Annotated in this window: 19 protein-coding genes and 1 pseudogene; 11 read left to right on the plus strand and 9 right to left on the minus strand. The window is 74.6% G+C overall.

Features of this window, described 5'->3' with window-relative positions; genetic code table 11:
- Nucleotides 1–15: 15 nt before the first annotated feature.
- The 3 genes from FHX31_RS06785 to FHX31_RS06795 all read right to left on the minus strand — a co-directional run bounded on the left by FHX31_RS06785 (nt 16) and on the right by FHX31_RS06795 (nt 3,692).
- The gene (locus tag FHX31_RS06785; protein WP_013475807.1) at nt 16–1,842 is read right to left on the minus strand and encodes an AMP-dependent synthetase/ligase; all 1,827 of its coding nucleotides are present in this window, start codon (nt 1,840–1,842) and stop codon (nt 16–18) included.
- Between the two features lie 138 nt (nt 1,843–1,980).
- On the minus strand, nt 1,981–2,931 hold the full coding sequence (locus FHX31_RS06790; protein ID WP_013475808.1) for a terpene synthase family protein: 951 nt from the start codon (nt 2,929–2,931) through the stop codon (nt 1,981–1,983).
- 131 nt (nt 2,932–3,062) lie between these two features.
- On the minus strand, nt 3,063–3,692 hold the full coding sequence (locus FHX31_RS06795; RefSeq protein ID WP_071098337.1) for a TIGR03085 family metal-binding protein: 630 nt from the start codon (nt 3,690–3,692) through the stop codon (nt 3,063–3,065).
- Nucleotides 3,693–3,885: 193 nt separating this feature from the next.
- On the opposite strand from FHX31_RS06795, the gene FHX31_RS06800 reads away from it, so the two are divergent.
- Together FHX31_RS06800 and FHX31_RS06805 are read left to right on the plus strand one after the other, a co-directional pair.
- On the plus strand, nt 3,886–5,751 hold the full coding sequence (locus tag FHX31_RS06800; RefSeq protein ID WP_184975502.1) for an ABC transporter ATP-binding protein: 1,866 nt from the start codon (nt 3,886–3,888) through the stop codon (nt 5,749–5,751).
- A gap of 55 nt (nt 5,752–5,806) precedes the next feature.
- The gene (locus FHX31_RS06805; RefSeq protein ID WP_184975505.1) at nt 5,807–7,606 is read left to right on the plus strand and encodes an ABC transporter ATP-binding protein; all 1,800 of its coding nucleotides are present in this window, start codon (nt 5,807–5,809) and stop codon (nt 7,604–7,606) included.
- Between the two features lie 28 nt (nt 7,607–7,634).
- Here FHX31_RS06805 and rpsD read toward each other — a convergent pair whose 3' ends face one another.
- Entirely contained in the window at nt 7,635–8,243 is a 609-nt protein-coding gene (gene rpsD / locus FHX31_RS06810) for a 30S ribosomal protein S4 (protein WP_184975508.1), read from the minus strand.
- 67 nt (nt 8,244–8,310) lie between these two features.
- Between rpsD and FHX31_RS06815 the strand changes: the two genes are divergently transcribed.
- Nucleotides 8,311–9,042, plus strand: a complete 732-nt coding sequence (locus tag FHX31_RS06815; RefSeq protein WP_114921014.1) for a DUF2470 domain-containing protein — start codon at nt 8,311–8,313, stop codon at nt 9,040–9,042.
- A 64-nt stretch (nt 9,043–9,106) separates the two neighbouring features.
- On the opposite strand, the gene FHX31_RS06820 is transcribed toward FHX31_RS06815, so the two are convergent.
- From FHX31_RS06820 to FHX31_RS06830, 3 genes are read right to left on the minus strand one after another with little or no spacing between them, the layout of a single operon-like run.
- Nucleotides 9,107–9,703 carry a TetR/AcrR family transcriptional regulator gene (locus FHX31_RS06820; protein ID WP_013475814.1) on the minus strand — a complete coding sequence of 199 codons (597 nt, stop codon included), beginning with the start codon at nt 9,701–9,703 and terminating at the stop codon, nt 9,107–9,109.
- Nucleotides 9,700–10,455: an ABC transporter permease gene (locus tag FHX31_RS06825; protein WP_013287560.1), complete on the minus strand. Its 756-nt coding sequence runs from the start codon at nt 10,453–10,455 to the stop codon at nt 9,700–9,702. The genes FHX31_RS06820 and FHX31_RS06825 overlap by 4 nt, the downstream gene beginning before the upstream one ends.
- Nucleotides 10,452–11,174, minus strand: coding sequence for an ABC transporter ATP-binding protein (locus FHX31_RS06830; RefSeq protein ID WP_013287559.1), 723 nt, complete (start codon nt 11,172–11,174; stop codon nt 10,452–10,454). Before FHX31_RS06830 ends, FHX31_RS06825 begins: the two co-directional genes overlap by 4 nt.
- Before the next feature lie 110 nt (nt 11,175–11,284).
- On the opposite strand from FHX31_RS06830, the gene FHX31_RS06835 reads away from it, so the two are divergent.
- The 5 genes and pseudogenes from FHX31_RS06835 to FHX31_RS06850 all read left to right on the plus strand — a co-directional run bounded on the left by FHX31_RS06835 (nt 11,285) and on the right by FHX31_RS06850 (nt 15,185).
- Nucleotides 11,285–11,674 (plus strand): MerR family transcriptional regulator, encoded by a 390-nt coding sequence (locus tag FHX31_RS06835; protein WP_013287558.1) that lies wholly within the window; start codon nt 11,285–11,287, stop codon nt 11,672–11,674.
- 162 nt (nt 11,675–11,836) lie between these two features.
- Nucleotides 11,837–12,478, plus strand: a pseudogene (locus tag FHX31_RS32545) (phosphoribosyl-AMP cyclohydrolase); the annotation flags it as partial.
- Between the two features lie 189 nt (nt 12,479–12,667).
- The gene (gene hisI / locus FHX31_RS32550; RefSeq protein ID WP_030271963.1) at nt 12,668–13,081 is read left to right on the plus strand and encodes a phosphoribosyl-AMP cyclohydrolase; all 414 of its coding nucleotides are present in this window, start codon (nt 12,668–12,670) and stop codon (nt 13,079–13,081) included.
- Entirely contained in the window at nt 13,078–14,631 is a 1,554-nt protein-coding gene (locus FHX31_RS06845) for an anthranilate synthase component I (RefSeq protein ID WP_184975511.1), read from the plus strand. Before hisI ends, FHX31_RS06845 begins: the two co-directional genes overlap by 4 nt.
- Nucleotides 14,628–15,185, plus strand: a complete 558-nt coding sequence (locus tag FHX31_RS06850; protein WP_013287555.1) for a Trp biosynthesis-associated membrane protein — start codon at nt 14,628–14,630, stop codon at nt 15,183–15,185. The genes FHX31_RS06845 and FHX31_RS06850 overlap by 4 nt, the downstream gene beginning before the upstream one ends.
- Here FHX31_RS06850 and FHX31_RS06855 read toward each other — a convergent pair.
- The gene (locus FHX31_RS06855) at nt 15,178–15,453 is read right to left on the minus strand and encodes a hypothetical protein (RefSeq protein ID WP_013287554.1); all 276 of its coding nucleotides are present in this window, start codon (nt 15,451–15,453) and stop codon (nt 15,178–15,180) included. The genes FHX31_RS06850 and FHX31_RS06855 overlap by 8 nt on opposite strands.
- A 445-nt stretch (nt 15,454–15,898) precedes the next feature.
- Between FHX31_RS06855 and trpC the strand changes: the two genes are divergently transcribed.
- The 3 genes from trpC to trpA are packed head-to-tail and all read left to right on the plus strand — an operon-like array spanning nt 15,899 to nt 18,771.
- The gene (gene trpC / locus FHX31_RS06860; RefSeq protein ID WP_184977754.1) at nt 15,899–16,702 is read left to right on the plus strand and encodes an indole-3-glycerol phosphate synthase TrpC; all 804 of its coding nucleotides are present in this window, start codon (nt 15,899–15,901) and stop codon (nt 16,700–16,702) included.
- A 34-nt stretch (nt 16,703–16,736) separates the two neighbouring features.
- Nucleotides 16,737–17,963 carry a tryptophan synthase subunit beta gene (trpB, locus tag FHX31_RS06865; RefSeq protein WP_184975514.1) on the plus strand — a complete coding sequence of 409 codons (1,227 nt, stop codon included), beginning with the start codon at nt 16,737–16,739 and terminating at the stop codon, nt 17,961–17,963.
- A 4-nt stretch (nt 17,964–17,967) separates the two neighbouring features.
- Nucleotides 17,968–18,771, plus strand: coding sequence for a tryptophan synthase subunit alpha (gene trpA / locus FHX31_RS06870; RefSeq protein ID WP_013287551.1), 804 nt, complete (start codon nt 17,968–17,970; stop codon nt 18,769–18,771).
- A gap of 32 nt (nt 18,772–18,803) precedes the next feature.
- Here the strand turns inward: trpA and FHX31_RS06875 are convergent, their stop codons facing one another.
- Nucleotides 18,804–19,364, minus strand: a complete 561-nt coding sequence (locus FHX31_RS06875) for an NUDIX hydrolase (RefSeq protein WP_486481654.1) — start codon at nt 19,362–19,364, stop codon at nt 18,804–18,806.
- Between the last annotated feature and the right edge of the window lie 67 nt (nt 19,365–19,431).

Raw genomic sequence — 19,431 nt, forward strand, 5'->3', positions numbered from 1 at the left:
GTGTGGCGGTACGGGCTACAGCTCGGCGAGCGTGCCCTCGTACATCTTGTCGATCTCGGAGGCGAAGTTCGTCTCCACGCTGCGGCGCTTGATCTTCAGCGACGGCGTGACCTCACCGTCCTCGATGGTCAGGTCGCGGGGGAGGATCGTCACCTTCTTGATCGTCTCCCAGCGGTTGAGCTTGGCGTTCAGCTCGGCCACGTACCCCTCGACCATCTCCCGTGCCTGCGGCGAGGTGACGATCGTGGTGTAGTCGCTGCCCTCCAGCGGGGTGCCGGCGGCCCAGCCCTTGATCGCGTCCGGGTCGAGCGTGACGAGCATGGTGCAGTAGTTGCGCGCCTGCCCGATCACCACGGCCTGTGAGGTGTACGGGCACACCGCCTTGAACATGCCCTCGATGTGCGACGGCGCGACGTACTTGCCGCCGGACGTCTTGACCAGGTCCTTCTTCCGGTCGGTGATGCGCAGGTAGCCGTCGGCGTCGAGCGTGCCGATGTCACCGGTGCGGAAGAAGCCGTCCTCGGTGAACGCGGCGGCGGTCTCCTCGGGCAGGTTGTGGTAGCCGCGCATGACCGGCTTGCCGCGCAGCAGGACCTCGCCGTCGGTGTCGATCCGGCACTCCAGGTCGCCCATGGCCCGGCCCACGCTGCCGATCTTCAGCCCGTCGGGCGGGTTCACGAACGCGCCCGCGCTGGTCTCGGTCAGGCCGTAGCCCTCGGAGATGGGCAGGTTGGCGGCGGCGAAGAAGGTGGCGATCTCCTTGCTCAGCGGCGCCGCGCCGGAGACCAGCACCCGCATCCGGCCGCCGAGCCGGGCCTGGAGCTTGCTGAACACGAGCTTCTCGGCCAGCGCGTACTTCATCCGCAGCCCGGCCGGGACCGGCTTGCCGGCCTGCTCCAGCGCGACCTTCTCCTTGCCGACCCCGACGCCCCAGGCGAAGATCTTGGCCTTGGCGCCGCCGGCGCCCTGGGCGGTGGTGACAGCCTTGTTGTAGACCTTCTCGAAGACCCGGGGCGCGCCGCACATGAGCGTCGGCTGCACCACGCCGAGCAGTTCGACGAGCTTGTCCACCCGGCCGTCGACGTACGTGGGCAGGCCGACGTGGGTGGCGCCGCAGAGCAGCGTCTTGCCGAACGAGTGCGACAGCGGCAGCCACAGGTATTGCAGGTCGTCGACGCGCAGCAGGCCCAGCTCGGCCTGCGCCACGCCCTCCCAGCACCAGCCGCCGTGCAGCAGCTCCACGCCCTTCGGGCGGCCGGTGGTGCCCGAGGTGTAGATCAGCGTTGCGAGGTGGTCCGGGCCGATGCCGGCGACGAGCATGTCGATCAGGTCCGGCTCCGCGCTCAGCGCGGCGGCGCCCCGCTCCTCCAGCTCGGCCAGGGTGAGCTGCGGGACGGCCGCCGCCGGGTCGGGCGTGCCGTCGAAGAGCACCACGTGGGTCAGCGCGGGCAGGTCCGCCCCGGCGATCTTCGCCGCCTGGGCCTGGTTCTCCGCGAACAGCACCTTCGAGCCGGAGTCGGCGATGATGTAGACCGCGTCCTCGGGCTCGGTGGTGGGGTAGACGGTGGTGGTGGCACCACCGGCGCACATGATGCCGAAGTCGGCGAGCACCCAGTCCAGGCGCGTGTTGGCCAGGATCGCGACCGGGTTCTCCAGGCCGACACCGAGCCCGTGCAACCCGGCGGCGATCGCCTTGGCGCGCTGCCCGACCTGCTCCCACGTCAGCCAGACCGGGCCCGAGTCGTCGGGGGCGGGGTGGGCGAAGGCGTGCCGGTCGGGGGAGTCCGCCACACGCTTGAGGAACATGTCCGGTACGGAACGGTACGGTACATCGAGAGCCATCGCTGTAGCCGCCTTCAGGGGTGGAGGGACGTGACGGGGGTCACGCCGGTCTGCGGTTACCGAAGGGTATTGCGTGCACCCGGCCAGCGGCTAGCCCCGATCGGCCGAGTCGTCAGCGGTCCCGCCTGCTGGAACCGGTCAGGCGTACCGGCTGGCCGCGCGGGACCAGTCGTAGGTGGCCCGGATCCAGTCCCGGCGGGTGTCCAGGAACGCCCGCATCCCCTTATCGGCCACGGCGCTCAGCGCCGCGTCCCGCTCCGCGTACGTGGCGAGGGTCTTGTTGAACCGGTCCGCCGCCGCGTACAGCGCCGCCGACTCGTCCTGCCCGGTCTCGCCCGCGATCGTGGTGACCAGGTTGTGCGCCTCCGGGGTGGCGCCCCGCTCCTTGCCGTAGGAGAACAGGTCGTTGCACCAGCAGATCAGGTCGGTGGCGAGGGCGTCCAGCACGGTGAGCGCCGGCGCGACCCGCTGGTCGGCGCGGGGCGCGGACGGGCGGGCCAGGTCGGTCACAGTGAAACTGGGGCGCACCCCGCCGGTATGGCGGCGCATCTGCGTGTACTCGGCCACCCCCGGCACCCGCCGGCGTTCCCGGTTGGCGGCCTCCCAGAGCAGCGCCAGCAGGTACTCCCGCAACTGGCTGACCAGGCGCAGCAGGTGGGCCGGCCGGCCCCGGTCGCGGGCCCGCCGGCACAGGTCGTGCAGCGCCAGGGCGATCGGCCCGCCGTCGGCCGGTGCGGGCGCCTCCGGGTCGCCGTGCCGGTCGAGCACCGCCAGCAGCGCGGCCAGCGTGGGCGCCAGCAGCGTGGGCGTCGCGCCGAGCCCGTCGTCGTCGCAGGCGTCGTCCACCACGAACAGCCAGTTGACCAGGTCGGTGAGCAGGCGCAGCCCGGACGGCGACGCCTCGGGGCAGGCGCGAGCGGCCAGCTCCGCGGCGTGCGCCCCGGCCAGCCGCCGGCGCCCGGCCTGGTCCTCCACCAGGCCGAAGTCGCGTACCCAGGCCGCGCTCTCCGCGGCCGTCTGGTCGACGGCGGGGTGGCGCCGGGAGGGAAAGGGTGGCTCGTGCAGTGCCGAGAGGGCGAAGTCGCGCATCGTCGTCGTCCCCTGTCCGCCGCCCCGCGGGGTCGGGCCGGTGCGCAGGAGCGTACGGGAGGACGTAACCGTTATCGAAGCCGGTCCGTCCACTTTCCACAGTGAGCGAGCGACCGGCTACACACCCTCGGTCAGAGTCCCAGCTCGGCGGTGCGCAGGCGCTCGGCGCGGTCGGCCGGACCGTCCACCTGGACCCGGGCCACCCGCTGCCGTCCGGTGAGGAACAGGACGAGCTCGCCCGGCGCACCGACCAGGCGCAGCCGTTCGCCGCCGCCGCCGGCCCGCAGCTCGCCGTAGCCCGGCGCCTGCACCAGCACCTCGGCCGGGAACCGCCGCAGTGCCATCCGGGCCAGCAGCGCGACCCGCTTCCACAGCACCGCCTGCTGCCCGGCCGGCAGGTCGCGCGGGTGCCAGCCCGGACGGGCGCGCCGCACGTCCTCGTGGTGGATGAAGAACTCCATCCCGTTCGCCAGCTCGTCGGTGAGCGGGTTGCTCACCGGGCTCCACACCGGGGGACGGCGTACCCGGGCGATCAGGTCGGCGTACGGCCCGGCGGCGATCCGCCGACGGACCGACTCGCCGTAGCCGCGCAGCGGCGGCAGCAGGATCCCGCCCGCCGCGTCCGGCCGGCGCTCCCGCACCAGCAGGTGCGCCGCCAGGTCACGAGTGGTCCACCCCTCGTTCACAGTCGGTGCGTCCGGTCCCACTTCCAGCATCAGGTCGGCGAGCGCCTCGCGCTCCGCTCGGGCGTACCGCGGCATGGCCCGATCGTAGGCCGGTCCCGGCCGATCGGCGCGCCACGCCCGGCGCGACCACGCCGCCGGACCGCCTCCGGTCACCGTCGGCCCAGCTCCGGCGGGAACGTGACGGCGGACATATCCCGGCCGGGTCGGCGGGACGGGCGGCGAGCGGTAAGGATGGGGGAGAAAACTGCGGCTTACGGCGGGGGAGAGCGTGGCGAGCGGGACAAGTCGGGACGTGCTCGGCAGAGGGCTACGGGTGCTCGGCCGGGCCATCCGGGAACAGCCACGGATCTTCGCGGTCGCGGTCAGCGGCAGCGTGCTGTTCGGCCTCCTGGTGATCGCCAGCGCGTACGTGGTCGGCGGGGTGGTCGGCGACGTCGTCGTGCCGGCCGTGGAGCGCGGCGAGGTGGCCCGCGGGGCGCTGGCGCTCGCCGCGACGGCGCTGTTCGGCATCAGCGTGCTGCGTGTCGTCGGCATCTTCGGCCGCCGGCTCGGCGCCGGTTACATGCAGTACCGGCTCCAGGCCGCCTACCGCCGCCGGGTCACCCGCCGCTACCTGGAACTGCCGCTGGCCTGGCACCACCGCAACTCCACCGGCACGCTGCTGTCGAACGCCAACTCCGACGTGGAGGCGGCCTGGTACCCGATCGCGCCGCTGCCGTTCGCGGTCGGCACGCTGGTGATGCTCGTCGGCGCGGTGGCCTCGCTGTTCTTCACCGACTGGGCGCTGGCCCTGGTCGGCCTCGCCGTGTTCCCGGCGCTGTTCGCGCTCAACGTGGTCTACTCCCGCCGGATGGCGCCCCGGCAGGCCCGGGCGCAGCGGCTGCGGGCCGAGGTCAGCGGCATCGCGCACGAGAGCTTCGACGGCGCGCTCGTGGTCAAGACGATGGGCCGCGAGGCCCAGGAGACGGCCCGCTTCGCCTCCCGCGCCGGTGAGCTGCGCGACGCGCTGATCTCGGTCGGCCGGCTGCGTGGCGTGTTCGACCCGATGCTGGAGACGTTGCCCAGCCTCGGCACGCTCGCCGTGCTGGTGGTCGGCGCGCTGCGGCTGCGCGAGGGCGCGATCACCGTGACCGAGCTGGTCAGCGTCGCGTTCCTGTTCACCGTGCTGGCCTTCCCGGTACGCGCCATCGGCTGGGTGCTGGCCGAGCTGCCGCGCAGCGTCGCCGGGTGGGACCGGGTCCGCCGGGTGCTCGACGCGACCGGCGAGATGCCGTACGGCACGACGACGCTCGACCCGGCCACCCGCGAGCCGGCCACGCTCGCCTTCGACGACGTGCACTTCGCGTACGAGCCGGCCGAGGCGCACCTGCCCGGCGCACAGGTGCTCGGCGAGGTGACGTTCACAGTCCCGGCCGGGAAGACGGTCGCCCTGGTCGGCCCCACCGGCGCGGGCAAGTCGACGATCGCGTCGCTCGCCGTGCGCCTGGTGGACCCGGGCGCCGGCCGGATCACGCTGGACGGCGTGGACGTGCGGGAGCTGACCGCCGCCTCGCTGGCGGCCACGGCGGCGCTCGTGGCGCAGGTGCCGTTCGTCTTCGACGACACGGTCCGCGCCAACATCGCTCTCGACCGGGCCGGCATCGGCGACGACGAGGTCTGGGCGGCGCTGCGGCTGGCCGAGGCGGACGGCTTCGTGGCCGCGCTGCCGGACGGGCTGGACACCATGGTCGGCGAGCGGGGCACGTCGCTGTCCGGCGGCCAGCGCCAGCGGCTGACGCTGGCCCGGGCGCTCGCCGGGCGACCCCGGCTGCTGGTGCTCGACGACGCCACGAGCGCTGTCGACCCGCGGGTCGAGGCGGCCATCCTGGCCGGGCTGCGCGCGCCCGCCGACGGCGCCCCGGCGTCGATCCTGGTGGTGGCGTACCGCCGGGCCACCATCGCGCTCGCCGACGAGGTGATCTACGTGGAGCAGGGCCGGGTGGTCGCCCGCGGCACCCACACCGAGCTGCTGTCCACCGTGCCCGGCTACGCCGACCTCGTCACCGCGTACGAGCAGGCCGAGCAGGAACGCGAGCAGAATCGGACGTACGACGAGGTCACGCCGTTGACCTCGGGCCTGGAGGTGGACCGGTGAGCGCGAGGAGTGCAGCGGAGCGGAGCCCCGCAGTCGCGAACGAACGGCGGGCCCGGTGAGTACGACCACGGCCGAGACCACCGAGACCACCGAGACCACCGAGGCCACCGAGTCGACCTGGCGGACGCTGCGGCGCGGGCTGGCGCTCTCCCCGGAGCTGCGCACCGGCCTCGCCGGCACGCTGGCGCTGGCGCTGGTCTACATGGTCGGCCGGGTGGCCGTGCCGGTGGCGGTGCAGCGCGGCATCGACCACGGCATCGTCGGCGGCCTCGACCTGAACGTCATCTCGCTGACCGTGGCGATCACCGCCGGCGTGCTGGTGGTCACCACCGCCTGCGGGTACCTGATGATGCGCCGGTTGTTCACGGTGAGCGAGACCGCGCTGGCCGGGGTGCGCACCCGGGCGTTCCGGCACGTGCACGACCTGTCCATGCTGCACCAGCAGTCCGAGCGGCGCGGGTCGCTCGTCTCCCGGGTCACCAGCGACGTCGACCAGATCACCCAGTTCCTCCAGTGGGGCGGCGTGATCCTCATCGTCAACCTGGGCCAGTTGCTGGTGACCACCGCCGTGATGCTCGCGTACTCCTGGCAGCTGACGCTCGTGGTGCTCGTCGCGTTCGCGCCCGCGGTGCTGGTGATCCGGCAGTTGCAGCGCCGCCTCGCCGGTGCGTACGGGCTGGTGCGGCAGCGCACCGGCACGCTGCTCGGCGCGATCGGCGAGAGCGTGGTGGGCGCGCCGGTGATCCGGGCGTACGGCATCGCCGGGCGCACCGCGCGGCGGCTGGACACGGCCATCGACGGGCAGCGGGTGGCCCAGCAGCGGGCGATCCGGATCAGCATCATGGGCAGCTCGGTGGGGGAGCTGGCCGCCGGCCTGGCGCTGGCGGGCGTGGTGGTGGTCGGGGTCAGCCTGGGCGTCGACGGCACGCTGACGGTCGGCCAGCTCACCGCGTTCCTGTTCCTGGTCACGCTGTTCATCCAGCCGGTGCAGATCGCCACCGAGGTGCTCAACGAGGCGCAGAACGCGATCGCCGGCTGGCGCCGGGTGCTGGACGTGCTGGACGTCTCCCCGGACGTCGCCGACCCGGGCGAGCAGGGGCGGGAGCTGCCACCCGGGCCGCTGGACGCCCGCTTCGCCGGTGTCACGTTCGCCTATCCGGGCGGGCCCCCGGTGCTGCACGACGTGACGCTGGACATCCCGGCCAAGAGCCGGGTGGCGGTGGTGGGCGAGACCGGAAGCGGCAAGACCACCTTCGCCAAGCTGCTCACCCGGCTGATGGACCCCACCGAGGGGCAGGTCCTGCTCTCCGGGGTCGACCTGCGGCAGGTGCGCTTCGACTCGCTGCGCTCCCGGGTGGTGATGGTGCCGCAGGACGGCTTCCTGTTCGACGCCACGGTCGGGGAGAACGTCCGCTTCGCCCGCCCCGACCTGACCGACGAGCGACTCACCGCCGCCTTCGCCGAGCTGGGCCTCTCCGACTGGCTGGACGGCCTGCCGTCCGGGCTGGACACACCGGTCGGTGAGCGCGGGGAGGCGCTGAGCGTCGGCGAGCGGCAGCTCGTGGCGCTGGCCCGGGCGTACGTCGCGGACCCGGACCTGCTGGTGCTGGACGAGGCGACGAGCGCTGTCGACCCGGCCACCGAGGTCCGCCTGCAACGGACGCTCGACGCGGTGACCCGGGGCCGGACCACGCTCGCCATCGCGCACCGGCTGTCCACCGCGCAGGCGGCGGACGAGGTGATCGTGGTGGACCGGGGCCGGATCGTGCAGCGCGGCCCGCACGAGGAACTGGTCCGCGACGCCGACTCGGTGTACGCCCTGCTGTACGCCTCCTGGCTGGAGCAGACCCGCTGACCTTGGCGGGTCTGCTCGGAAGCGGCGGTCAGCGGGAGTAGAACTCCACCACCAGCTGCTCGTCGCACACCACCGGCACCTCGTGCCGGGCCGGTTCGCGCACCAGCGTGGCGCGCAGCTCGGCCGGCTGCGCCGACAGGTACGGCCGGGGCTGCGCGTCGGCGTGCGCGCCGGCGGCGGCGAGCTGGAACGGCGGCAGCGCGCGGCTGCGCTCGCGTACGCCGACCACCTGGCCGGGCCGCAGCCGGTGCGACGGCCGGTCGACCTTGCGCCCGTCGACGGTGATGTGGCCGTGTGCGACGAGCTGGCGGGCCTGGTAGATGCTGCGTGCCAGCCCGGCCCGCAGCACGACCGCGTCGAGGCGTCGCTCCAGCAGCGCGACGAGCGTCTCGCCGGTCTTGCCGGCGCCCCGGGCGGCCTCGTCGAACAGGCGGCGCAGCTGGGCCTCGCTGACGTTGTACTGGTGGCGCAGCCGCTGCTTCTCCAGCAGCCGCACCTGGTAGTCGGAGGTGGTGCGGCGGGACCGGCCGTGCACACCCGGGGGATAGGGGCGCCGCTCGAAGTACCGCACGCACTTGCAGGTCAGCGGGATACCGAGGGCGCGGGAGAGCCGGGCCTTGGGCCGGGGGTGGTTCACGTCGACGTCTCCGATCGTCTAGCCTGCTTCTTAGGTAAGCCTAACCTATGTTGAGGAGATCGGGATCATGCGGCCCAGCCCGGCGGAGATCGTGCGAACCCTTGTCGCGGGCCGGTTGCCCGCCCTCGTCCACCTGGCCCGGCACCCCGGCCCGCACCAGGTCCGGCACGCCGTCGACCCCGACGGGCGGGTGCTGCTGCTCGTACCCGTGGTCAGTGACCTCGCCGCGGCGCTCGTACCGCCGGCGGGCGACACCGACGTGGCCACCGTGCTCGACGTGCTCGACCTGCCGCCGGCGGCCGGGGCGCCCTCGCTCGGCCGGGCCTGGGTGTCCGGCTGGGCCGAGCGGCTGGACGGGGACGAGGAGCGCGACGCGGCAGTCGACTTCGCCGCCACCGACCCTGTCGGCGACCTGCTCGACGTGGGCAGCCGCTTCCACCTGCACCGCTTCGAGGTGGCCGAGGCCCGCTGGGAACGCGCCGGGCGCGTGCGCCGGGTCGACCCGGAGGCGTACGCGGAGGCCGAGCCGGACCCGCTGCACCCGGTCGAGGCCGACCTCCTCGCCGACCTGGCCGACCACCACGCCGAGCAGGTCGGCGACTACCTGCGGCGGCGGCTGGACCTGCCCGGCGACCAGACGCCGCAGGTGGTCCGGATCGACAGGTACGGGCTGCTGGTCGCGCACGGGCGGCCCGGCGCGACCCGGCGGGCCCGGCTGGCCTTCCCCCGGCCCGTCGCCGACGTGGCGGAGCTGTCCCGCCTGCTGCACCCGATGCTCTGCCCCCGGGCCGCCGCCTGAGCAGCGCCGGCCCGGCTGCCCGAGCAGTTCGGTCCCGGCCGTCGGAGCCGTCGGCCGGGCCGGCTCAGGTGATGTCGCCGGTGAGGTACCGCTGGACCGTCGGGCCGATGGCTGCCACCAGCGTCGCCGGCTCGGCGGTGGCGACCGCGTCGAGGCGGAGCACGTACCGCATCATGGCCAGCCCGGCGAGCTGCGTGGCGACCAGCCCGCCGCGCAGCGCGCGCTGCGCCGGGTCGACGTCGAGCTGGTCGAGCACCCGGCGCAGCACCTGCGTGACCAGGAACTCGCGCAGCAGGCGCGCGGTCCAGTCGTTGCTCACCGCCGACCGCAGCAGCGCCACCGCCGCCGTGCCGGTGGGGGAGTCCCAGACCTCCAGGAACACCCGGACCATCCGCTCGCCGAGCGCGTCCGGGCCGCCGGCGAGCACCGCCGGCAGCAGCCGTCCCGGGTCGGCCGGGAACGCCGTCGCGGCCCGGAACAGCTCCTCCTTGCCGCCGAAGTAGTGGTGCACGAGCGCCGGGTCCACGCCGGCCGCGGCGGCGATGGCCCGGATCGACGCGGCGTCGAAGCCGCGTTCGGCGAACGCCTCCCGCGCCGCGGCGAGGATGGCCTCGCGGGTGTCCGGAGTGCCGGGCCGCCGCCCGGTGCGCCGCGCGTTCACCCGCTGCGCCGGCGCAGCGTCGCGGCGGCCAGCACCAGCGCCGCCACCGCCGCCCCGGCCACGATCGCCAGGTCCCGCCACATCGTCCCGGTCGGTTCGGCGTGCGCGCCGACCTCCTGCAACGCCTCGACCGCGTACGACAGCGGCAGCACGTCGCTGACCGCCTGGAGCCAGCCGGCCATCTCGCCGCGCGGCACGAACAGGCCGCACAGCAGCAGTTGCGGCGCCACCACCACCGGCATGAACTGGACCGCCTGGAACTCGGTGCGGGCGAACGCCGAGCAGAACAGCCCGAGCGCCACCGCGAGCACCGCGTTCACCCCGGCGATCAGCACGACCAGCCACGCGCTGCCCGCGGTCTCCAGCCCGAACACCCGGTACGCGACGACCGAGGCGACTGTGGACTGGAGCACCCCGGCCAGGCCGAACGCGATGCCGTAGCCGAACAGCAGGTCGAGCTTGCCCAGCGGCGTGGTGAGCAGGCGCTCCAGCGTGCCCGTGGTGCGCTCGCGGAGCATGGCGATGCTGGTCACCAGGAACATGATGATGAACGGGAAGAAGCCCAGCATGATCAGGGCCACCCGGTCGAACGTGCTGGGCCCGCCGGGCGGGGCGGGCTGGTCGACGTACATGAAGTAGACGAGCGTGAGCAGCACCGACGGCACCACCACGAGCAGCGCCACGGTCCGCCGGTCGTGCCGGAGCTGGCGCAGGATGCGCCCGGTGGTGGCGGCCAGGATCCGTCCGTTCATCGCGCCTCTCCCTCGGCGTCGCGGATCAGGCGCAGGAACGCCTCCTCCAGGTCGTCGGTCCCGGTGGCGGCGCGGACCGCGGCCGGGGTGTCGTCGGCGACCAGCCGTCCCTCGCGGATCAGCAGCAGCCGGTCGCAGCGGGCGGCCTCGTCCATCACGTGGCTGGAGACCAGCAGCGTGGTGCCGTTCGCGGCCATGGCGTGGAACCGGGCCCACAGGTCGGCCCGCAGCACCGGGTCCTGGCCGACTGTCGGTTCGTCGAGGATCACCAGCTCGGGTTCGCCGACGAGCGCGCAGGCGAGCGAGGCGCGGCTGCGCTGGCCGCCGGAGAGCGTGCCGACGAGCTGGTCGGCCGCCTCGGCGAGGCCTACGTCGGCCACCGCGCGGTCGGCCTCGGCGCGGCCCCGGCCCTGGAGCACCGCGAAGTAGCGGGCGTTCTCCCGCACCGTCAGGTCGGCGTAGACGCTCGGGGCCTGGGTCAGGTAGCCCACCCGGCGGCGCAGGTCGGCCGAGCCGGCCGGGCGGCCGAGCACGTCGACGGTGCCGGAGCCGACCGTCTGCACGCCGACCACCGCGCGCATCAGCGTGGTCTTGCCGCTGCCGCTGGGCCCGAGCAGCCCGGTCACCGTGCCCCGGGGCACCTCGCAGCTGATGCCGTGCAGCACCCGCCGCCCGCCCCGGTCGACCACCAGCTCGCGGACCGACACCGCGTCGTCCATGCTCGCCTCCATCAATTCATCACCCGTTGAACTCAACGGTAGGTGAATTGCGTGCGCCTGGCAATGAGGGACTTGACTTCGAGTGCGCTCGAACTGGAAGCCTGGAGGGCGTGGACATCAGCACGCGGGAGATGAGCCTCACCGTGGGTGAGGCGGCGGAACGGGTCGGCCTGACCACCTACACGCTGCGCTGGTACGAGCAGGAGGGCCTGGTGGGCCGCGTCGGGCGGGACTCGTCGGGCCGCCGGCGCTACACCGAGTCCGACGTCAACTGGCTGTTCCTGCTCACCCGGCTGCGGCGCACCGGGATGCCGGTTCGCGACATGCGCCGCTACGCCGAACTGGCCCGGCACGGCGACAGCACGCTCGGCGCGCGGCGGGCGCTGTTCGAGGCGCACCGGGCCCGCGTGCTGGCCCGGATGGCCGAGCTGGAGGAGGACCTGAAGGTCCTCGAACACAAGATCGACGCGTACCGCCGGGCCGAGGAGGAATCAGGCTGAACGCCCCAGTGGCGGACAGTGGGTCCGGCAACGGTCATTGCGGTGAAGATCGGATTTCGGCACCATGGCGCCGTGGGTCCAGCGCAGTTGCCCGACACCGCGTTCCTCGACGACTGGGCCGCCCGCCTGCGGCAGGCCGCCGACCGGCCGGTCGTCGGGATCATGCTGCGCGGCAGCCATGCCCGGCGGGCCGCCACCGAGCACAGCGACGTCGACGTGGACGTGCTCGTGGTCGCCGACGACGGACGGACCGCCGGCACGGGCGCCCGGCAGACCGCGTCCCGCCGCGGCACGCCGTACGCGGCCCGGCGGGCGTACCTGACCGAGTTCGCCGGTCGCCTCGTGCACGTGTCGGTGGCCGCCCGTGACGTCCGCTCGTGGGTGCGCCGGCTGGGCCAGCCCGCCGACTGGGCGTTCGGCCTCCCGGTCACCGCGCCCGCCCGGCTGCTGTGGGCCGTACCGGAATGGCGCCGCCGGATCGACCTGCCGGTGCTCTGCCAGCCCGCCGACGAGCCGCGCCTGGAGGAACTGATCGCGACGCTGGGCAAGGTCGCCGCGGCCCGTGTGGCCGACGACCCGGTCGGGGTCCGGCTCGCCGCGGCCGACCTGGCCCGGCTCTGCCCCTCGGTGCTGCGGCCCGCAAACCCGAGCGTGCGCGTGGTGTCCCGCCGGGCCGCCCTGACCGCCGCGCTGGACCTGCCGGTCGCCCCGCCCGGCTACCGCCACGACATGCTGCTCTGCCTCGGGCTGCGCGCCGGTGACCCGGCCGAGGTCGGCGCCGCCGCCGGACGGCTGGTCACCGGCATCCTGCCGCTGATCCGCCCGTACGCCGACGAGATCGCCGCCACCCACGGGGCGGACCTGGCCGAGGCGCTGGTAGACGGCCGGGTGGACCGCTACCTCGGCCGGTTGGGCCGGGCGCTGGGGACGGTGACGCCCGCCTCCCGGGACACGTCGGCGGTGCCCGGGCCGCGTGCGGGAGAATGGTCAACCGTGCCCGCCCCTGACGCGCCGCTGACCGGCGCCCCCGCTCCCGGACCGGCCCGTCCGTCCCGGCTCGACCCGGCCGTCGCGGCCAAGCTCCGCCGCACCCCGGACGGCCTGGTCGCCGCCGTGGTCCGCGCCCACGACTCGGGCGAGGTGCTGATGGTCGCCTGGATGGACGACGAGGCGCTGCACCGCACGCTCACCACCGGCCGGGCCACCTACTGGTCGCGCAGCCGCGGCGAGTACTGGGTCAAGGGCGCCACCTCGGGCAACCACCAGTACGTCCGCTCGGTGGCGCTCGACTGCGACGGCGACGCGCTGCTGGTCAGCGTGGAGCAGGTCGGGGCGGCCTGCCACACCGGGCAGCGCACCTGCTTCTTCACCGAACTGCCGGTCAGCTCCCCGGAGGCGACCCCGTGACCGACGGCACGGTCAGCCCGGACCGGACCACCTTCGCCGACCTGGCCGCCCGCTGGCGGGTCGTGCCGGTGACCCGGCGGCTGCTCGCCGACGCGGAGACGCCGGTCGGGGTCTACCGCAAGCTGGCCGGCGGCCCCGGCACGTTCCTGCTGGAGTCCGCCGAGCAGGGCGTCGGCTCGGCCGGCACGGCCTGGTCGCGCTACTCGTTCATCGGCGTCCGCAGCAGCGCCACGCTCACCGAGCGCGACGGCGCGGCGAGCTGGACCGGCACGCCACCGGCGGGCGTGCCCACCGGCGGCGACCCGGTCACCGTGCTGCGCGAGACAGTCGCCGCGCTCGCCGGGCCGGGCTGGGATCCGGCCGGTGACATGCCGCCGCTGACCGGCGGCCTGGTCGGCTACCTCGGGTACGACCTGGTCCGCCGCTTCGAGCGCCTGCCCGAGCTGACCGAGGACGAGCTGGACGTGCCCGAGCTGGGCATGATGCTCGCGACCGACCTGGTGGTCCTCGACCACTACGAGGGCTCCGCGATCCTGGTCGCCAACGCGGTGCTGCCGCCGCTGGACGACCCCGGCCGGGCGGAGCGGGTCGAGGCCGCGTACCACCACGCCGTCGGCCGCCTCGACGCGATGACCACAGCGTTGTCCCGACCGATTCCGCCCATGGTCTCGACAGTCGGCCGGCCCGGCGTCGGCGAGGTGGTCAGCCGCACCCCGGAGGGCGGCTACCCGGAGGCGGTGGAGACGGCCAAGGAGGCGATCCGGGCCGGCGAGTGCTTCCAGATCGTGCTCAGCCAGCGCTTCGAGCGCCCCACCGACGCCGACCCGCTCGACGTCTACCGGGTGCTGCGCACCACGAACCCCAGCCCGTACATGTACCTGCTGCGCTTCGACGGCTTCGACATCGTCGGGTCGTCCCCCGAGGCGCACCTCAAGGTCAGCGCCGGACCGGACGGGCGGCGGCGGGCGCTGCTGCACCCCATCGCCGGCACCCGGCCGCGCGGCGGCTCCCCGGACGGCGACGCGAAGCTCGCCGCCGAGCTGCTCGCCGACCCCAAGGAACGCGCCGAGCACGTGATGCTCGTCGACCTGGGCCGCAACGACCTGGGCCGGGTGTGCCGGCCGGGCACCGTCGAGGTGCCCGAGTTCGCCACCATCGAGCGGTACAGCCACGTCATGCACATCGTCTCCACTGTCGTCGGCGAGCTGCGCGACGACCGCACCGCGTTCGACGCGCTGGCCGCGACGTTCCCGGCCGGGACGCTCAGCGGCGCGCCCAAGGTGCGCGCCATGGAGATCATCGAGGAGCTGGAGCCGGTGCGGCGCGGCGTCTACGGCGGCACCGTCGGCTACTTCGCCTTCGGCGGCGACCTGGACATGGCCATCGCGATCCGGACCGCGCTGATCCGCGACGGCCGCGCGTACGTGCAGGCCGGCGCCGGGATCGTGGCCGATTCCGACCCCGCCGCCGAGGACCAGGAGACGCGGAGCAAGGCCGCCGCCGTCCTCGCCGCCATCGCGGCCGCCGAGACGCTGCGGGCGGCCCGGTGAGCGCGCCCGGCACCACCGCGCCGGCGGCCCGCGGCCGGCGCGAACTCGCGTACGCGGTGCTGCTCTGCCTGGCCGGCGCGGGCCTGGCCTGCTGGGCGGTGACCCGGACCTGGGCGGTGGAGGTGACCGCCCGGGGGTCGCTGCCGTCCGGGCGGGCCGAGCGCACCGGCACGGACCTGCTGCCCTGGGTGCTGGCGCTGACCTACGTGGGACTCGCCGGCGGTGGCGCGGTGCTCGCCACCCGGGGCCGGCTGCGCCGGCTGCTGGGTGTGCTGCTGGCCGGTGTCGGCGTGGCCGTGACGGTCGGCGGCGGGATCGGCCTGACCGAGGCCGGGGTGAGCCGGCAGTGGCCGGCGCTGGTGCTGGCCGGCGGCCTGGCGCTGGCGGCCGGCGGCGCGTTCACCGCGCTGCGCGGCGACGGCTGGCCGGCGATGGGCGCCCGGTACGAGCGGCGGTCCGCCCCGGCGGACGAGCCCGGCCGGCCGGCCGTCGAGCGTGGCACCCGGGACGCGTGGGACGCGCTGGACCGGGGCGAGGACCCGACGGTCAGCTGACCGGCTGCGCCTCGCGGGCGTCGCGCCGCTGCCGGGCCGCGGCCCGCGCGGCGGCCAGCTCGGCCACCAGCCGCTCCAGCTCGCGGCGCTGGGCGGCGCGGGCCCGGTCGGCGCAGACCGCCTCCCAGGCGTTGCCGCGGGCGGTACGCGTCCGGCCGTCGCCGGCGACCGCGCGTTCGAGCGTGTCCACCACGCCGACGGCGAGGGAGGCGACGGTACGGGAGATGGTGGTCAAGCCGATGGTCTGGGTCGGCCCGTTGGCGCTCATGGTCACCCCATACGAGATCGTTGGCGACGGTCGGCAGCCGCCGCCGTCGAGTGTGCCCGACGACGATGCTTCCGGGCGGACGTTTCGCCGCCGTGAAGCACAGGTCAACGCTGTCGCACCGGGGACGACCTGGGCAGGGCCGGAGGTCCTTGAGCTTGGTCACAGCCCACGGCCGGAACCCGTCCTGCGGGGCCGGAACGATCGTGGTGAGATAGGGGATGGGTGACGGTCGATGCCAGCGGTGGCGCTGCGTGACATGGCGTTCACCGGAAGTCGGCCATCATGCCACAGCCCATGTCGTGAGGTGCGCCATACCCCCCGGCACTCGTCGCCAGGTGGCGCCCCCTAGCATCGGCCCATGACGCCCGGAGAGGGGAGTCCGTTGGTGACTGCTGAGCATGCGCACGCGGAGGGGGACGACGCCGGAGCGGCGCCGTCCGCAGGGGTGCTCGACGAGATCCTGGCCGGCGTGCGCGAGGACGTGGCCCGGCGCCAGGAGCAGGTTCCGCTGGAGCGGATCCGTGAACTGGCCGCCGCCGCGCCGCCACCGCTCGACGCGTACGCGGCCCTGCGCCGCCCCGGCGTGGCCGTGATCGCCGAGGTGAAGCGCTCGTCGCCGTCCAAGGGGCGGCTGGCCGAGATCGCCGACCCGGCCGACCTGGCCGGTGACTACGCGGCCGGTGGCGCGCGGGCGATCAGCGTGCTGACCGAGGGCCGCTGGTTCGGCGGGTCGCTCGACGACCTCGCCGCGGTGCGGGCCGCGGTGAACGTGCCGGTGCTGCGCAAGGACTTCGTGGTCTCCAGCTACCAGGTGCACGAGGCCCGCGCGCACGGCGCCGACCTGGTGCTGCTGATCGTGGCCGCGCTGCAGCAGAACGTGCTGGTCGGGCTGCTGGAGCGGATCGAGTCGCTCGGCATGACCGCGCTGGTCGAGGTGCACACCGAGGAGGAGGCGGACCGCGCTCTGGAGGCCGGCGCGCAGGTGATCGGCGTGAACGCCCGCGACCTGCGTACCCTGGAGGTCGACCGCTCCGTGTTCGAGCGGATCGCGCCCGGCCTGCCCAGCAGCGTCGTCAAGATCGCCGAGTCCGGGGTGCGCGGTCCGCACGACCTGATCCGGTACGCCTCCGCCGGCGCCGACGCCGTGCTGGTGGGCGAGGGCCTGGTCACCCAGAAGAGCCCGCGCGAAGCCGTCGCCGAGCTGGTCAACGCCGGTAACCACCCGGCCACGCCCCGCCCGGTGCGCTGAGCCGCCGGGCACCCGATCCGAGAGGACGCCCGCGATGAGCGCCGCACCCGCAACCGGCCAGGTCCCCGACGCCGCCGGTCACTTCGGCCGGTTCGGCGGCCGGTTCGTCCCCGAGGCGCTCGTCGCCGCGCTCGACGAGCTGGACGCGGCGTACCGGAAGGCGATGGGCGACGAGGACTTCCTCGCCGAGTTCGACGCGCTGCTGCGCGACTACGCCGGCACGCCCTCGCTGCTCTACGAGGCCCGGCGGTTCTCCGCGCAGATCGGCGCGCGGGTCCTGCTCAAGCGGGAGGACCTCAACCACACCGGCGCGCACAAGGTCCGCAACGTGCTGGGCCAGGCGCTGCTCACCAGGCGGATGGGCAAGCGGCGGGTCATCGCGGAGACCGGCGCCGGCCAGCACGGCGTCGCCACCGCCACCGCCGCCGCGCTGTTCGACCTGGAATGCGTCGTCTACATGGGCCAGGTGGACACCGAGCGGCAGGCGCTGAACGTGGCGCGGATGCGGATGCTCGGCGCCACCGTCGTCCCGGTGACCACCGGCTCGCGCACGCTCAAGGACGCGATGAACGAGGCGATGCGGGACTGGGTCGCCAACGTCGACAGCACCCACTACCTGATCGGCACCGCCGCCGGGCCGCACCCGTTCCCGGAGATGGTCCGCGACTTCGTGCGCGGCATCGGCGAGGAGGCGCGCCGGCAGTGCCTGGACCTGACCGGCGCGCTGCCGGACGCGGTGGCGGCCTGCGTCGGCGGCGGCTCCAACGCGCTGGGCATCTTCCACGCGTTCGTGCCGGACGCCGGGGTCCGGCTCTACGGCTTCGAGGCCGGCGGCGAGGGCGTCGACACCGGCCGGCACGCCGCCAGCATCACCGGCGGCTCGTCCGGCGTGCTGCACGGCACCCGCACGTACGTCCTCCAGGACGCCGACGGCCAGACCATCGAGTCGCACTCGATCTCGGCCGGCCTGGACTACCCGGGCGTCGGGCCGGAGCACGCCTGGCTGCACGACACCGGCCGGGCCACCTACCTGCCGGTCGACGACGCCGACGCGATGGCCGCGTTCGAGCTGCTCTGCCGCACCGAGGGCGTGATCCCGGCGATCGAGAGCGCGCACGCGCTCGCCGGCGCCCGCGCGATCGCCCCCCGGCTCGCCGAGGAGCTGGGCCGGGAGCCGGTGATCGTGGTCAACCTGTCCGGGCGGGGCGACAAGGACGTGCACACCGCCGGCGCGTACTTCGGCATCCTCGACAAGGAGTGACAGCGTGAGCCGCATCGGGGTCGCCTTCGACAAGGCGCGGGCGGACGGGCGGGCGGTGCTGGTCGGCTGCATGCCGGCGGGCTTCCCGACCGTCGAGGGCAGCATCGCCGCCATGAAGGCCATGGTCGAGGCGGGCGTGGACGTCATCGAGGTGGAGATCCCGTACTCCGACCCGGTGATGGACGGCCCGGTCATCCAGAAGGCGAGCGACATCGCGCTCGCCGGCGGTGTCCGCGTCGCCGACGCGCTGCGCGTCGTCGAGGCGGTCGCGGCGACCGGGGCGAGCGTGGTCACCATGACCTACTGGAACCCGATCGAGCAGTACGGCGTGGACGCGTTCGCCCGCGACATGGCCGCCGCCGGCGGCACCGGCCTGATCACGCCGGACCTGATCCCGGACGAGGCCGCCGAGTGGCTGGCCGCCTCCGACGCGCACGGCCTGGACCGCACGTTCCTGGTCTCGCCGTCCTCGACCGACGCGCGGCTGCGGATGACTGTCGAGCACTGCCGCGGCTTCGTCTACGCCACCGCGATCATGGGCGTCACCGGCGCCCGCGCGCAGACCTCCGAGGCGGCGCCGATCCTGGTCTCCCGGCTGCGCGAGGTCACCGACATCCCGGTCGGCGTCGGGCTGGGCGTCGGCACCGGCGCGCAGGCCGCCACAGTCGCCGGGTACGCCGACGCGGTGATCGTGGGCAGCGCGCTGGTCCGCTGCGTGCTGGACGCTCCGGACCAGGCAGCCGGCCTGACCGCGCTGCGCAAGCTCAGCGCCGAACTCGCCGAGGGCGTCCGCAACCCCGCTCGCTGACCGCCGGCTCGCCATGCCCTTGATCGACTCCATTACGCCGAGCTGGCGTGGTCATGGACGCCAGGACCCCGCCACTTCGCCGAACTGGTGTCGATCATGCGCGAGCGCGACTGTCCGTCGCCGGGTGGCGTGAGCGCGTCGGCGGCGGTCGTGTGCCGCAGCACGCCGGCGCGGCCGGCGAGCGCGTCCGCGATCGCCGCGCGCGTGGCGGGGGTCAGCACGCCGGGCAGTTCCTGCGGCGGCCACCACCGCGGCAGGCACCCGGCCACCGGATCGCCCGCGGGCCCGGCATCAACCGGCGCGGCTCGGAACACGTGCACCAGCACGTCCGGCCACCCGCCGCAGCGCCCGGCCGGCGGCGGAGGCGCCTGCGGGCCGATCACCCGGTAGAGGCCGACCAGGTCGACCGGCGTCACCGCCCAGCCGGTCTCCGCACGGACCGCCCGGACGACGGCGTCCGCCGGGCTCTCGTCGTGACGCAGCCGCCCGCCCGGCAACGCCCAGCGGCGGGCCCCCTCGGACCGGCGGCAGAGCAGCAGCCGGCCGGACCCGTCGGTGACGACAGCGGCGACCGCCCAGGTGAGCGGGCTCATGGACAAACAGCCTACGACCGTGCAAAACAGAAGTCATCCGACCCGCGCGGCGGGCGGCCCGGGGTGC

The organism is Micromonospora sp. CNZ286, assembly GCF_014207755.1.

Coding starts and splice junctions, on each gene's coding strand:
- FHX31_RS06785 (WP_013475807.1), bottom strand. CDS start 1,842: ATGGCTCTCGATGTACCGTACCGTTCCGTACCGGACATGTTCCTCAAG.
- FHX31_RS06790 (WP_013475808.1), bottom strand. CDS start 2,931: ATGCGCGACTTCGCCCTCTCGGCACTGCACGAGCCACCCTTTCCCTCC.
- FHX31_RS06795 (WP_071098337.1), bottom strand. CDS start 3,692: ATGCCGCGGTACGCCCGAGCGGAGCGCGAGGCGCTCGCCGACCTGATG.
- FHX31_RS06815 (WP_114921014.1), top strand. CDS start 8,311: ATGCGGCCCAGCCCGGCGGAGATCGTGCGAACCCTTGTCGCGGGCCGG.
- FHX31_RS06825 (WP_013287560.1), bottom strand. CDS start 10,455: ATGAACGGACGGATCCTGGCCGCCACCACCGGGCGCATCCTGCGCCAG.
- FHX31_RS06830 (WP_013287559.1), bottom strand. CDS start 11,174: ATGGACGACGCGGTGTCGGTCCGCGAGCTGGTGGTCGACCGGGGCGGG.
- FHX31_RS06855 (WP_013287554.1), bottom strand. CDS start 15,453: ATGAGCGCCAACGGGCCGACCCAGACCATCGGCTTGACCACCATCTCC.
- trpB (WP_184975514.1), top strand. CDS start 16,737: ATGAGCGCCGCACCCGCAACCGGCCAGGTCCCCGACGCCGCCGGTCAC.
- FHX31_RS06875 (WP_486481654.1), bottom strand. CDS start 19,364: ATGAGCCCGCTCACCTGGGCGGTCGCCGCTGTCGTCACCGACGGGTCC.